Annotated in this window: 11 protein-coding genes and 1 pseudogene; 2 read left to right on the top strand and 10 right to left on the bottom strand. The window is 41.3% G+C overall.

What is annotated here, in order from left to right:
- The 6 genes and pseudogenes from Q0X89_RS00880 to Q0X89_RS00855 form a co-directional block, all read right to left on the bottom strand.
- A pseudogene (locus Q0X89_RS00880) lies at window positions 1–835 on the bottom strand (M1 family peptidase); the annotation flags it as partial.
- Window positions 836–851: 16 nt separating this feature from the next.
- Window positions 852–2,480 (bottom strand): S8 family serine peptidase, encoded by a 1,629-nt coding sequence (locus Q0X89_RS00875; protein WP_297690722.1) that lies wholly within the window; start codon window positions 2,478–2,480, stop codon window positions 852–854.
- Window positions 2,481–2,492: 12 nt separating this feature from the next.
- Window positions 2,493–3,389, bottom strand: coding sequence for an SMP-30/gluconolactonase/LRE family protein (locus Q0X89_RS00870; RefSeq protein WP_297690721.1), 897 nt, complete (start codon window positions 3,387–3,389; stop codon window positions 2,493–2,495).
- Window positions 3,373–4,233: an MBL fold metallo-hydrolase gene (locus Q0X89_RS00865; protein WP_297690720.1), complete on the bottom strand. Its 861-nt coding sequence runs from the start codon at window positions 4,231–4,233 to the stop codon at window positions 3,373–3,375. The genes Q0X89_RS00870 and Q0X89_RS00865 overlap by 17 nt, the downstream gene beginning before the upstream one ends.
- Before the next feature lie 73 nt (window positions 4,234–4,306).
- Window positions 4,307–6,532, bottom strand: a complete 2,226-nt coding sequence (locus tag Q0X89_RS00860) for a SulP family inorganic anion transporter (protein WP_297690719.1) — start codon at window positions 6,530–6,532, stop codon at window positions 4,307–4,309.
- Between the two features lie 2 nt (window positions 6,533–6,534).
- The gene (locus Q0X89_RS00855) at window positions 6,535–7,392 is read right to left on the bottom strand and encodes a universal stress protein (protein ID WP_297690718.1); all 858 of its coding nucleotides are present in this window, start codon (window positions 7,390–7,392) and stop codon (window positions 6,535–6,537) included.
- Between the two features lie 186 nt (window positions 7,393–7,578).
- On the opposite strand from Q0X89_RS00855, the gene Q0X89_RS00850 reads away from it, so the two are divergent.
- A complete protein-coding gene (locus tag Q0X89_RS00850; protein WP_297690717.1) occupies window positions 7,579–9,414 on the top strand; it encodes a sodium:proton antiporter in 1,836 nt (611 codons plus the stop codon).
- A gap of 24 nt (window positions 9,415–9,438) precedes the next feature.
- Here the strand turns inward: Q0X89_RS00850 and Q0X89_RS00845 are convergent, their stop codons facing one another.
- From Q0X89_RS00845 to Q0X89_RS00830, 4 genes are all read right to left on the bottom strand, one after another.
- On the bottom strand, window positions 9,439–11,076 hold the full coding sequence (locus Q0X89_RS00845) for a DUF4038 domain-containing protein (RefSeq protein ID WP_297690716.1): 1,638 nt from the start codon (window positions 11,074–11,076) through the stop codon (window positions 9,439–9,441).
- 59 nt (window positions 11,077–11,135) lie between these two features.
- A complete protein-coding gene (locus Q0X89_RS00840) occupies window positions 11,136–11,369 on the bottom strand; it encodes a GTP-binding protein LepA (RefSeq protein ID WP_297690715.1) in 234 nt (77 codons plus the stop codon).
- Between the two features lie 86 nt (window positions 11,370–11,455).
- Window positions 11,456–13,252, bottom strand: a complete 1,797-nt coding sequence (gene lepA, locus Q0X89_RS00835) for a translation elongation factor 4 (RefSeq protein ID WP_297690714.1) — start codon at window positions 13,250–13,252, stop codon at window positions 11,456–11,458.
- A 52-nt stretch (window positions 13,253–13,304) separates the two neighbouring features.
- Window positions 13,305–14,411 carry a hypothetical protein gene (locus Q0X89_RS00830; RefSeq protein ID WP_297690713.1) on the bottom strand — a complete coding sequence of 369 codons (1,107 nt, stop codon included), beginning with the start codon at window positions 14,409–14,411 and terminating at the stop codon, window positions 13,305–13,307.
- 38 nt (window positions 14,412–14,449) lie between these two features.
- Between Q0X89_RS00830 and Q0X89_RS00825 the strand changes: the two genes are divergently transcribed.
- Window positions 14,450–15,104: M28 family peptidase (locus Q0X89_RS00825; RefSeq protein WP_297690712.1), on the top strand; the 655-nt coding region annotated here is incomplete at its 3' end.

The raw sequence follows: 15,104 nt of genomic DNA, 5'->3' as shown, positions 1-15,104 counted from the left end.
AATCGTGAATATATTCAGGATCGGCCGCCCACATAAAATCGTGAACCATGGGAGCTTTAAAGTGCCAGGTAAGTGTTTTGCCTTTGACCTTTTTGATTTTACTACCCGGAGTTTCGTAGCCATGCCCAATTTCCTGAGGGTTTTGCAGATAACCACTGCCGCCAACGGTATAATCCTTATCAAGAGTAAGCTTAACATCAAAATCACCCCAAACCCCATGAAATTCTCTGCCTATGTAAGGGTCTGCATGCCAGCCTTCAAAATCATACTCAGCCATTTTGGGATACCATTGGCTCATAGACAATGCAACACCTTCAGAATTATTTCTGCCGGAACGCCTTATTTGAAGAGGAACCTGCCCCTCAAATGCCATATCAAATGTGCTTTTTCCTCCGGAAGGAATTGGTTTGGCCAACACCACTTCCAGAACTGTACCTTCAAGATTGAACGAAACATCCTCCCCATTCTGTTTTAGCGAAGAAGCCCTTAGATAACCAATCTCATCAGGTGCAAGACTGGCAATCCTGCTTTGGCCGTTGACCGACATTCTCCCATCCGGATCCTTGATGTTTTGCAATCTGATATCCATTTCGCTGCCCGGCTGAAAGGCATTAAAGTACATGTGAAAATATACGCGACTCAATTCATCGGGCGAATTGTTTGTATAAACCAGGCGTTGAGTACCTGTATACCGGTAATTTTCAACATCCATGGAAACCTCCATTTTATAATCCACATGTTGTTGCCAGTACGAATGATTTGTCTGGGCATTAAGTGTCACAGCAAAGGCAGACAAGGCAAAAATGAATTTTGGCAATAGCGTCTTTAAATACATTTATTGTGGTATAGAATTATAAATTTTTAGACATTTTACTTGCCATTATTAAGGCATTGTATGCATTTACCATCTTCCCCGATTTCGTTACTTCATCAAAGGGTTTTGATTTTTCTGCATCACCGGCTAAAATGACTGAAGTACTGGAACTCAAGCCAGATTCAATGAGAATTCGTTTTACATCTGAAGCCGAAAGTTTCGGATAATGAGAACGAATAAGTGCTGCAATTCCGGAAACCATAGGCGCCGCCATTGAGGTTCCATTCTGAAACTCGTATTCGTTTTCCGGCATGGTAGAATAGATCTTCGCGCCAGGAGCAAAAACATCCACATTCATTTTTCCGTAGTTAGAAAATGAAGCAACCATTTCTGAACCGTATTTGCCATTTAGTGCACCTATTGTGATAAGGTTATCTGCTATTTCATTACTGTTCACATCAACCTGATCATTTGGGTAGTTTGGATTCTCAGGATCATCTAAATCCAGGCCATCGTTGCCGGCCGCATGCACTATAAGCACATCATTAGCAGCAGCATATTTTATTGCATCGAATACCCAATCAGAATTCAGAGAAAAGGATTTTCCAAAGCTGGCATTGATAATTTTTGCCCCATTATCAACGGCATAACGGATTCCAAGCGCAATATCTTTGTCGTATTCATCACCATTTGGCACGGCACGGATACTCATTATCTGCACGTTATTTGCCACTCCGTTTATACCCTGACCGTTGTTGCGTTCAGCCGCAATAATCCCGGCAACATGTGTTCCATGACTTTCATCCTTTACCCTGTTTTTTGGATTTCCGTCGCCATAACCCACATCCATAAGGTCGTACGGATCGTCACCTACTATTTTCCTGCCGTCAAAATCCACATTAAAATGGTAATCCAAACGCTCTGTAAAATACTTAACCCCTTCGTTCAAATGTTTCAAAACATCCGGGATAGTATCATAAATAGTATACATCTGCTTTAGCACAGAAACATACTGAAGTAAGGCCTGATCTTCTGTCTGAATAGCCATTACATCTTCTTTGGAATACGTATCTTTTCCTAAATGCTCCTTTACAGCTGCATCTGCAGCCATTACAGAACCTAGAATTTGTTCATAGCGTTGTTTGTTTTGTGTGTTTTTGGATACCTCTTCCTGCAGTTTCGCATTAGCTTTTTGCTGAATAGCGGCATCACCCATTTTAAACTTAACGATTCGGGTATATTCCAGTTGTTCATTATAAGACTCGCCTAAAAAGTTATAACCGTGAATGTCATCAATGTAACCGTTCTTATCGTCGTCTATACCATTTCCGGGTTTTTCACCTTTATTTGTCCAGAGCACATCATCCAGATCTTCATGATCCAGGTCTATCCCTGAATCAAGGACAGCTACAACAACGCTTTTGCCCTTTTTATTCTTGATAATTTCATCATAGGCCTTATTTAAGCTGATTCCCGGGATAGTATCCGCAACTAAATCTGCGTGCCCCCAGGACTCACTCTCTGTTTCAGTGAGTTCAGTTACTTTGAGTGGTATGGTATCAATTTTTTCAATTGGGGTTAATACCAGGGCAGTACTACCGCATCCACCAAGTAAAGCCATAACGAGACTCCCGTAAAAAGCCGATTTTAAATTTCTAAAAGTCATATTTATCTATATTTAGTAATGTATTTTTGAATAATAACTTCCCGGCGACAGGGCTTCAAATGTCTCAAAGCAACCCCTGTCTGCCATAGTAACAAAACAATCGAGCCCTTTCTCCCCGCCAAAAGCGATGTTTGAAGGCTTCTTACCCTTTAAAATTACCTCTTCCAGAATCTTGCCTTCCGGGGAAATTATGGCTACAGTTCCTTTGTCATAGCGGGTAAGATAAAGATTTCCATCCATATCACAGCGCATTCCATCCAATCCAAAATCCGAAAAAGATATAAATTTCGTTTTGTTGCTTAATTTTCCATTCTCCTGAATATCATATTTCCATACCACCCTTTGTACAGATTCATTTACATAAAGGGTTTTACCATCCGGACTTACTTCTACACCATTAGTGGTACCCATACCCTCTTCCAGCAACACAATTTCCCTTTCCGGGTTAACCATCCAAAGTTTGCCTGTGTTTTCAGCCCAATTAGGATCACTTAGATAAATTATGCCCCCGGAGCCAATGGCAAGGTCATTCGGTTGATTCATGGTTGAATCCTTTGCCCATACTTCAGGGATTTTTGAGTCTTTTTTAATTCTGTACACTTTATGGCCCAGGTAGTCTGCAATAAACATATTTCCTTGAAGATCAAAACGTATGCCATTGCCAATACTGCCTTCCGGTAAACTAATAAAAACCTCGGCTTCTCCTGCTTTGTTTACCTTACCAATGGTACCTTCCCTGGCAAAATTTACAGCAAAAAGCTCTCCGTTTGCATTCACAGCAGGCCCTTCAATGCCGGGTGTGAACCCGAATTCTGAGGTAAAATCTGCACTTGTCCTTTGCTTTTCTTTACAGCTGAAAAGAGCGAAAATAAAAAATAAAGCAAATAGTATATTAATTACAGACCTCATTAAATGTATATGTTTTATCTAGCCTAACACCCTTTTCGGTATGTGTTACAGTGCATATTTCATTATGCGCATCGTGCTCCATGAATAAATAATAATTATGATCGGCAGCATTTTTCATAAAGGCTGCTTTTTCAGAAAGTGTCAGTAAGGGCCTGGTATCATAACCCATAATGTATGGAACAGGAATATGACCAGCTGTAGGCAGTAAATCGGCCATAAATACCACGGTTTTACCTTTGTAATTAATATGAGGAATCATCTGTTTGTCTGTATGACCATCTACCAGCAAAACACCAAAACCCAATTCTGATTTGTCTATATAGGAACCGCTGCCAATGTCTATGAATTTTAGCTGGCCACTTTCTTCCATGGGCAAAAGGTTTTCCCTGAGAAAAGAAGCTTTTTCCCTTAGATTGGGATTCGTAGCCCAGTCCCAATGAGCTTTGTTGGTCCAGTAATGGGCATTTTTAAAGGCCGGCTGATACCCTGTATGATCTTTATTCCATTCAACGCTTCCGCCACAATGATCAAAATGAAGGTGTGTCATAAACACGTCGGTAATGTCATCGCGGTGAAATCCTAATTTTTTGAGTGAACTATCCATGGAATAATCTCCCCAGCGGTAATAATAACTAAAGAATTTTTCACTTTGTTTATTCCCCATGCCGGTATCGATAAGGATAAGCCGGTTGCCGTCCTCTATCAGGAGGCTCCTGGCTGCAATATCTATCATATTGTTATTATCTGCCGGGTTGGTTCTATTCCACAAGGATTTGGGTACTACACCAAACATTGCACCTCCATCCAATTTAAAATTTCCGGTTTCAAGGGGATATAAGATCATTCAAGAATTCTGAGTCGGCTGCAAAATAACGAAAGCTCTAATGATAAACCCTAAAATTAATAGTTTTTAACAATCAGGAATGAAACTTTTCGTGCTGTACCAGGGCATGTAACTGCTGACCAAAATAAATCATTCTTTTAATTTCCTGAACACCCAGGAGTCGTTCTTTTTTTAAGATGAGCAATGAGGAACCATTAGATTCAATATGATAATATGGATGGCTTTCAAGGAACAGCACCATTTCGTCTGTGAAGAGTTCCAGAATAGCACTTTCATTTTCACCGCTTAAGTTAAAACGCCTGTTGAAATCAGGATGGTTTTCAATAGATATCGCCTTAAATCCTGCAAGGGAATAAATTAATTGCAACAAACCTTCCTTATCCAGGGTAAATACCGGGATATCAACATCTAATTGAATGTGCATCATCGTGGTTTTAACAACTTCTTTTGCTATAAAGGCACCTTCCGTCCACTCCAGGTCAAAAACACTACAGCCGTTTTCATCATCCTTCAGCAGATTGTAGAAATATCCAACTTCACGGGTATGGAAAAAGACAAAATTCTCCAGAAAAGCTGTATTGGTATTCTTTTTGGCGACATACTTCCAGTCATAATCTCTTGCCGCTGCTTCCAGGTCTTTTTGCCTTTTTGTAAAATACCGCTCAATGGGTTTAAGCGCAGCAACGGGTATAATCTTGCGAATAGCGAAAGGGTGAAAGGAATCTGCCTCATGCTTGTCCAACCCAATGAGTTCTATGCTTCCCCCTCTCTTGTCAAAAGCAGCACCATAGTTTTCCAGACCTTCCAGTACGGTGTGATCCACAAAATTGCACATTGAAAAATCCACAACCAGATCCATACTTTCCGGTACTACGTCTAGTTTATTCTTTAGTTTGTGAAAATTAAGGAAGCTGCAAAAATATTTTATGCTTAAATAAAAGTTCCCTTCATCTTCTTCTTTGAAAAGCAGGATATTGGGTTTAAACAAATTACTAATGAACAGTGAAATGCTTTTGTTTATTATCAAATGAATGATAAAAGCAATCAGGATCCCAGCCGCTATTCCGGTAATCAGGTTGGTAAATAATGTGGTAATTAACGTAGTTAAAAAGATAAGCACTTGTTCTTTCCCTATCCGCATAATTTTTCTAAAGGATTCAGGATTGGCCAATCTATAACCGGTATACACTAAAATGGCTGCCAGAGCCGCCAGGGGTATCCGCCTTAATTGCTCCTGAAAAATAAGCACAAAGCCTACCAAAAACATGGCGTGGAAGAAATTTGCAGACTTGTTGGTTGCTCCATTATTTACATTAACCGAACTTCGGGCAATTACGGTTACCACATTAAGACCGCCTAATAAGCCGCTAATAACGGTGGCCAGTCCAAGCGCTTTCAGGTCTTTATTTACATTAGATCTTCGCATTAACGGATCTAACTTATCCACGGCCTTTATACTTAACAGGGATTCGATACTTGCAATGAGGGTAATTGCAAACACAGCGACAATGAATTCTCTGTCCATTATCTTTCCAAAATCCGGGAAAGCCAGATTTGTCAGCACATCATCAGGAATAGATACCAGGTAGTCTACTGACATTGGATACGGTTTGCCAAGAAGAGCATAGAAGTAACTCAGACCAACGGAGAGAATTAAGATCCACATAGGCGCCGGGATTAACTGAAAGTATTTATTCCTGATCTTAGAATAGAAAACCATGATTAACAGGCTTACCAGGCCTATTCCTGCGGCAAAAAGCATATTGAGGTCTGCAGTTTTTATCAAATCCGCAAAGTCATTTGGGATTAAAATCAATAACTCAATGATGGTTCCTGTCTCATTGTTATGGCCTACCATAATATGAAATTGTTTTGCCAGGATCCCTATTCCAATTGCGGCAAGCATACCCTGAATGGCTGAAGCCGGAAAGAAATTGGCTAAACGACCCATTTTTAAAAACCCCAGAAGCAGCATCAATACCCCAGACAGTACTATGGCGGCTAAAGTGAATAAGTAGCCCTGATACAGATCACCTCCGCCGAGGGTACCAATTGCAGCTAATAATACAATAACCAGCCCATTACCGGGGCCGGCAATGGTAACTTTTGAACCCCCCAATAAAGAAACGATAACACCCCCAACGACTGCAGCGATTATGCCTGAAATTGGAGGCGCTTCACTAGCCAAAGCCAATCCGAGGCCAAGAGGTAGTGCAATAAGCGACACAACAAAGCCTGAAAAAATATTTTTAGACAGGGTTTGAAAAATAATACCGGTTTTGTTGGTTTTGGCGCTCAAGGTTATTTACGGATAATCAATAAATCGGTGGGTAAATCAGATAAAATATATTCCAGGTCATGTTTGAAAACCCTATCTAACAGACCTGTCTTTTTAGGGCCGTTCATTACCAGTAAATCTGCTCGTACTATTTCGGCGTAATGGCCTATGGAATACCCTCTTTTTCCAAAAATACTCTGGGTTTTTACTTTGATGTTTTTTACAAAAGCCTCAGGCAGACTTTTCAGGATTTTGCGTACCCTGGATTCTTCCCTGTGCTTGAGTCTTTCCTTTACGATATTTGCCTTCATTAAGGATCGATCATCCTCAACCGTCACATGAATTTCTTGTTGTCTGATCTCTTCTACAATGGTAATCTGTTGTGCACCAAATGCATTTGCCGCATAGAACGCATCCAATATGGCTACAGGGGTTTCCGGCGCATCCAGGCCATTTACCACAATATGCTTACACGGCACACGTTCTGCAGAAGGTTTTATAAGCAACAAAACGGAACAATTTACTTTACGGGTCAAAGTTCTGGCTATACTTCCCACATAAAACCGATACATATTCTCATGCTGCAAGGCACCAAGTACTAATAAGTCGATATTAAATTTTGTACAGGCCTCCAAAATTACTGAGACCGGTTTTCCCTCTTCCCACTGGACTTCTATGGCATCATCCGGAAAATCAATTTTTTCCAGCACTCCATTCAAAACACCCAATTTTTCCTTGGTTTTTTTTCCGACATGGAGTAAAATTAATTTTGCGTTAAAAAAATGCGCAATTCGGGTAGTTTCCTGAAGATTTATTTCCAGCGAAGGTGAAAACGCAAAACCGAATAGAATTCTCTTAAAAGGATGCGGATGCGTTTCCATTGTTAGTATTTTGGCTCAATATAACACAATAAACCTAATTAAATCAGGAAAAATAATTTCGGAAGCGCTAACCTATTTTGTAAGCAATGCTTCAATACATGCGGTAAGAGCGGGTATTGTTTTTTTATAGAACTAATGCAGAGGGGTATTTATTTTAATCACTATTTTTAACGCAAAAGTTAAAAGATGCTAGAACTTGCCGGGATAATTATTTTAGGAATCATTGCACAGTGGTTTGCATGGCGTTTAAAATTGCCGGCTATTCTGCCTCTGATCCTAATTGGCCTGCTTGTAGGGCCCATAGCCACTTTGTATACGGACGATGGCTCTAAGCTAATTGAGCCGGTATGGAATGGTGAAAAAGGACTTTTCCCCGGAGAAGGGCTTTACTATTTTCTTTCACTAGCCATAAGTATTATTTTATTTGAAGGAGGCTTAACCCTAAAGCGCTCGGAAATTAAAAATGTAGGCCCGGTGATCACCAAACTTATAACGGTGGGCACTATAGTCACATTTTTTGCCGGCGGCTTTGCGGCCCATTTCCTTTTTGACCTTAGCTGGCAGATTTCTTTTTTGTTTGCTGCCCTTATTATTGTAACCGGCCCAACTGTTATTACCCCTATCCTAAGGAATATTCCCCTGAAAAAGGACATTTCTGCCGTGCTGAAATGGGAAGGAATTTTAATAGATCCTATAGGAGCCCTGGTTGCAGTTCTTGTTTTTGAATTTATTAGTGTGGGTGAAGGACAGGCCTATACCAAAACCGCTTTAATTGATTTTGGGAAGATCGTACTTTTTGGTTCTACTTTTGGATTCGCTTTTGCCCATGCCCTTGCATTTGTGATCAGAAAGAAATATGTACCACACTATTTATTAAATGTTGTATCCCTGTCCGTGGTACTTTTGGTATACGTTGAATCTGATATCATGGCACATGAATCAGGCCTTCTTGCTGTTGTGGTTATGGGGATGGTTATGGGTAATATGGACCTCCCAAACCTTAAAGAGTTGTTGTATTTTAAAGAATCGCTGAGTGTATTGCTTATCTCTATTCTTTTTATTCTGTTGGCGGCCAATATCAACATAAGTGATATGGAGCTTGTTTATAACTGGAACTCTGCGTTCTTATTCCTTGTGATTGTTTTTATTGTACGGCCTTTAGGTGTGTTCCTGAGCACCCGGGGGTCTAGTTTAAAATTTAACGAAAAACTCTTTATTAGCTGGGTAGGCCCCAGGGGGATAGTGGCTGCAGGAATTGCCTCGCTATTTGGATCGAAATTGATTCAAAAAGGGGAACCTGGCGCGGAATATATTACCCCGCTGGTCTTTATGATTGTACTCGGAACAGTACTTTTAAATGCAACAACTGCCCGGAATGTTGCTAAAATCGCAGGGGTGTTTTTAAAGCACTCTGAAGGAATTTTGATTTTAGGGGCATCCAAAGCATCCAGGCTTTTGGGCAATTACCTGAAGAACAATAACAGACATGTAGTTTTGATTGACACTAACCACGCGAATGTTGATGAGGCAAAAAAACTTGGTTTGGAGGCCATGGTTGCCGATGTGTATTCAGACAGTCTAACAGATGATATTGAGCTTAATGACATGGGTTATTTAATGGCACTAACCGGGAGTCCTGAAATTAATCAATATGCCATAGGCAAGTTTAGGGATCAGTTTGGAGAAAATGGTTCTTTCAGACTTGTTAGTGCTGATGAGATGAACGATCCTCAAAAAAATCCCAAGGAAGGCCTGTTTTCACAGAATGATGATTTTATAAAAATGATGGAAGTTACCAGGCGCTATCCCGCACTTCATGAAATAGAAATAAAGAACGCTGAACATTACAAAAGACTAATTGCTATTACCAATGAAGATGACGAAATTATCCCGGTATTTCTGAAATCCCCACATGGTAAAGTATCCATCATTTCCTCGATCAGCGAAAGTTTAAATTCAATAACCGAAGGTTATACACTGGTGTATTTAGGTAAAATGTTCGACATGGATAAAATATCCTAGAAGCGGTCGCACTATCAAATTGTGCTAATTAATTAGCAGGACCCATGGATTGAGATCAGGAGCATTGAATTTGGTTTGTTCGGCCTTGCCACTTGCTTCTACGGATCCATTTTTAGGATTTATCCATTTATAGCCTAACCCTTGGGGCAATGATTTGATCTCTACAGACCCACCTTCTTTTAAAAATGAAATATATAAAGATCCTGGTTTTGCCAGCAAGGGTTTTCCACCCGCCAAATCCCATCGTTTTTCTATGTTGGTCATATCAATATCCGATAAAATTTTACCCACCTGCCCTGCGAAAGCTGAGCCTTCCATTTGCATTGCTTCTTCCCAGGATTTTGGTTGGGATGACCAGGCAGTCCACCCTTCCTCATCGGCAGTTATTTTCCATTGCCAAAGACTGGCCGCCCCATAAACAATACCCATGGTACCGCCATGCATTAATTGCATCCAGGCCTCCTCTCCCTGCCACCATCCCAGGCCATTTTTACCATCATTCATACCTTCATAGGTGGGCTCACCGTTTGCTACACCCTTAGTAGGTATATTATCGTACATTTTTTCAACTTTATGATATTGATGAGAGCCATCATGACCAGTTTGCGCCCATTGAAAATCCAGCCATTCTTTATCCTGATGCGTTTTGTTATAGTGCATACACCTTTTGGAAGGATCATTTACAGCCCATTCAGCGATATAGTCATCACAGGGGTTGTAATGCAGGCCGGTGGGTTGTGCATAACTGTCCCAAGCCTCTAACATTTCACCACTTTCCTTTACTCCCGGATCATTGCCATCATGGTCCCCGGCTATAAGCCAGATTGCAGGTTTGCTTCCATAACGCGCCAGGAGATATTTGCAATAGCGCACATATTCTTCGGGGGCAATGGTATTTCCCAATACTTTCAGGCCTTTCCATCCAAAACCATGGAATACAGGCTGATATACCGGGACAATTTCATGTTTCAGCAATTCGTCAATAATCTGGTCTAAGGTTTGAAAATAAGAGGGGTTCATATTGTTGATATGCCCATCAGACAAATCCTTAAATGCCCTTTTAAACCCCAATTTTGTATTTCGGGCATCTGGTCCGGTTGCTTCCATGTCTGGTTGCAAACTCATTAAAAGGGCAGCATTATAACCCTTTTTTTGTCTATCCCTCGCATATATTGATACCTGTTCCACGGTAGCACGAAAAGGTATTGCCCATGGTGTATCAGCTACCAAAAGAAAAGATTTCCCGGATTGCTGAATAACATTGCGATTACCTTCTGCCATTTTTAGCAATCCGTTTGCTAACAATTCATTGTCCCCACTGTGTGGCTTTGAAGCCGCTGACCCTGTTATTCCGTGGAGCCCCTTGTCCAGCTCATTGGAGGCAAAGGACAGCCAGTTCCATATACTTGTGGAATCCGGGGAAGTAAATCGTATTTTCCAGATGTTATCGCCATCCCAGAAAGCAGGCCTTAGTATGGTATCTGCATTTTGATTGGTAAAATGGGCCCAAACCTCAACATCGGTATAAGGATTTTCATAAGTAGCGTCACTTATAAGGGTAATTTCAAGTGTCGCCCATTGCTCAGTGGTTAGTGTTGGCCCCTGAGATAAGAGCCCTATTGGTACGAAGCCGCACAAAATAAAAAGCAGGATATTTTTCATAATTCAAGACCATTCTAATGGGCCGTTAAATTATAAAGAAAATTAATTGATAAAATGAATTAGCCGTTAAAAGGTTCTGTTTTAGTAATTTCCACTGAAATATCGTCCATGGCAACCTCAATCTTGTCTCCTGCAAGTAGTTTATAAAAATGCATGGAAGATTCTCTCTTTATTTTGCCCTGAAGCAGGTCTGAATCAATTTCACCGCCTTCTTGCTGCCAGGTAAAAACAGAATGTTGTATTACCTGTATTAATTTATGCACCGCTTTAAATTCAGCAATATATGTAGTCATTACCAGGGAAATTTTAGGATATTTATAACTGGCCGAAGATAAAAATATTGTATTTACCTACAAAAATTGTAAGGAAAAATAAGAGGTTATTCATTCAATTTAAGAACGGCCATAAATGCCTGTTGCGGGATCTCTACATTACCCACCTGGCGCATCCTCTTTTTCCCTTTCTTTTGTTTTTCCAAAAGCTTTCTCTTTCTCGAAATATCACCTCCGTAACATTTGGCGGTCACATCCTTGCGCAACGCTTTTATGGTCTCACGGGAAATAATTTTAGCGCCGATAGCCGCTTGTATAGGAATATCAAACTGCTGCCTTGGGATTAGTTCCTTTAACTTCTCACACATTCTTTTGCCTATATAGTGGGCGTTATCAAAATGGACAAGAGCAGACAGGGCATCAACGGGTTGTGCATTGAGTAAAATATCTACACGAACCAGTTTAGAAACCCTCATGCCAATTGGGGTATAATCAAAGGAGGCATAGCCTTTGGAAACGGTTTTAAGCCTGTCGTAAAAATCAAATACAATCTCTGCCAGGGGCATGTCAAAATTCAGTTCAACACGCTCTGTGGTTAGATAGGTCTGATTGGTAATCTGCCCTCTTTTATCAATACAAAGCGACATCACATTACCTACAAAATCTGCTTTGGTAATAATCGTGGCTTTTATATAAGGTTCTTCAACCCGGGCTATTGTAGAAGGATCCGGAAGGTCACTCGGGTTATTGACGATCAAGGGTGTATCCGGATTTTTTGTAGTAAAGGCATGATAACTAACGTTAGGGACGGTAGTGATCACTGTCATGTCAAATTCGCGTTCCAAACGCTCCTGGATAATCTCCATATGCAGCATTCCAAGGAAACCACAACGAAAGCCAAAACCAAGAGCCGCACTGCTTTCCGGAGTGAAAACCAGGGAAGCATCATTGAGCTGCAACTTTTCCATAGAAGAACGCAGTTCTTCAAAATCCTCAGTGTCTACCGGGTAAATACCGGCAAAAACCATGGGCTTTACATCTTCAAAACCTTCAATAGCATTTTTGGTTGGATTGGCGGCATCGGTAATGGTATCACCAACTTTAACTTCCCTGGCATCCTTTATACCCGTAATAAGGTAGCCAACATCACCGGCTTCAATTTTCGGTTTAGGTACCTGGGTTAGTTTCAGGGTTCCTACTTCATCAGCAAAATAGGTCTTCCCGGTAGCTACGAATTTAATTTTCTGGCCTTTTTTAATGACTCCGTTTAATACCCTGAAATAGGTCTCAACCCCCCTGAAAGGATTATAAACAGAATCGAACACCAAAGCCTGCAAGGGTTCATCAATATTCCCGCTTGGTGACGGAATTCGATCAATAATAGCAGTTAAAATATCTTTAATCCCAATACCTGTTTTGGCACTGGCAGGGATCACCTCTTCGGGTTTGCACCCCAACAGGTCTACAATATCATCGGTTACTTCTTCGGGGCTGGCACTGGGCAAATCAACCTTATTCAAAACCGGAATAATTTCCAGATCATTTTCCAAAGCCAGGTAAAGGTTGGAAATGGTTTGAGCCTGTATGCTCTGTGCCGCATCAACTACCAAAAGCGCACCTTCACAGGCCGCGATGGAGCGAGATACCTCATAGGAGAAATCTACATGGCCGGGGGTATCTATTAAATTAAGAACATAAGATTCCCCTTCGTGTTCGTATTCCATCTGAATGGCATGACTCTTAATGGTAATTCCCCGCTCACGCTCCAGATCCATATTATCCAGCAGCTGTTCTTTCTTTTCGCGATCTGTTACTGAACCGGTAAAATCCAGGAGCCTGTCTGCCAAAGTACTTTTGCCATGGTCTATATGGGCGATGATACAGAAATTTCGAATATGCTTCATTTTCTTACTTTGGCTATTTCAAATAGGCTGCAAAGATACAGTTTTCTGTTTCTTAATCCTGCCACTCGGCAATAAACAAATTAGTATCACGGGTTCCGCCATTATTGCGGTTGCTGGAAAAAGCCAGGAATTTGCCATTATTGGAAAATACCGGGAAGGCGTCAAAGGTTTTTCCATGAGTAACCCGTTCCAAATTCTTCCCATCTATATCAATGAGATAGAGGTTAAAAGGGAAGCCCTTTTCTGCCTCAAAATTGCTTGAAAACAGAATCTTTTCCCCGGAAGGATGAAAGAAGGGGCTCCAGTTGGCATTGCCCAGAAACGTTAATTGCTTTAAATCACTGCCGTCTGCATTGCAAATAAAAAGCTCCATTTCTGTGGGTTGTACCAGCCCCTGGGAAAGCAGTTCTTTGTATTCGGTTATTGCTTCATCCGTTTTTGGCCTTGAAGCCCTGAAAATGATCTTTGTGCCGTCCGGTGAGAAAAAGGCCCCGCCGTCATAACCCAGCTCATCGGTTATTTGGGTTACTTCTGTGCCATCTAAATTCATGGTGTACAATTCCAGATCCCCGCTTCGGGTAGAGGTAAACACTATTTTATCTCCCTGCGGAGAAACCGTAGCTTCTGCATCATAACCGGGCTCATTGGTAAGTTGTGTAACGATGTTCCCATTCAAGTCGGCCACAAATATGTCGAATGAATCATAAACCGGCCAAACGTATTTCCCGTTTTTACGCAAGGGAACTTCAGGACATTCTTTGTTGACCAGATGTGTAGAAGCATATACGATATGTTCATTGTCCGGAAGAAAATAGGCACAGGTTGTGCGCCCCATTCCGGTGCTGATCATAGGGGGTTTGCTATCCCTGAAGGTTTCCTCAGAATTCATAAGGAACATCTGGTCGCACTGCATCCCCCATCCGGGATTATTAGACTGAAATACAATTTTGCTGTCGTCAAAACTCCAATAGGCCTCAGCGTTGTCCCCGCCAAATGTAACCTGCCGAATAGATTTAAAATGCTTTTCCTCTTTATAGATCAGGGTATCTGACGCGGCCATTACAGAAACCTCATTTTCCTTTTCCGGCCGGGCCTTTTTGGAATCGGTCTTGCAACCAAAAATCAGGATTAATAGTAAGAAGGGCACCAAAGTTTTCATAGGATGATTAATTTTGAACAAAATTAGACGCAAAAACGATGAAAAAAATAATTCTGGCCGTATTTTTTATACTTGCCCTTGGATGTAAAAGGGAAGAACCCAAATTACCCACCATGGAACAAGAGATTCTGATCCTGGCGAGTGATGAATTCCAGGGCAGGGAAACCGGAACCGACGAAGAACTGAGAGCGGCGGCCTATATCCGTGAACTTATGCTTGGGGTAGGGCTCAAACCCAAGGGGCATGCAGGAACCTATTACCAGACTTTTACCTTTAAACCAAAGAAAGACCCGCATCAGCAAGTGCGTTTTGAGGAAAGCGGAGACAGCACAATAACCGGGACCAATGTCATTGGTTTTATAGATAATGGTGCTTCAAATACGGTTATCATCGGGGCTCATTACGACCATCTGGGCTATGGAGGCGAAGGCTCCTTATACAAGGGAGAACCAGCCATTCATAATGGCGCAGATGACAATGCCAGCGGCGTAGCGGTACTCCTGGATCTGGCCAATAAAATAAAAGGGGCCAAGCTTTCTAAAAACTATTTGTTTATTTCGTTTTCCGGGGAGGAAATGGGACTGCTGGGCTCCAATTTTTTTACAAAAAACCCAACCCTGGACCTCGAAGAGGTTAGCTATATGCTAAACCTGGATATGGTGGGAAGGCTAAGGGAAGACAAAACACTTTCGG

It is taken from the genome of uncultured Eudoraea sp. (assembly GCF_947258525.1).
GTDB lineage: Bacteria > Bacteroidota > Bacteroidia > Flavobacteriales > Flavobacteriaceae > Eudoraea.
The sequence above is the reverse complement of the archived record's forward strand: the minus strand, read 5'-3'. Positions and strand labels throughout refer to the sequence as shown.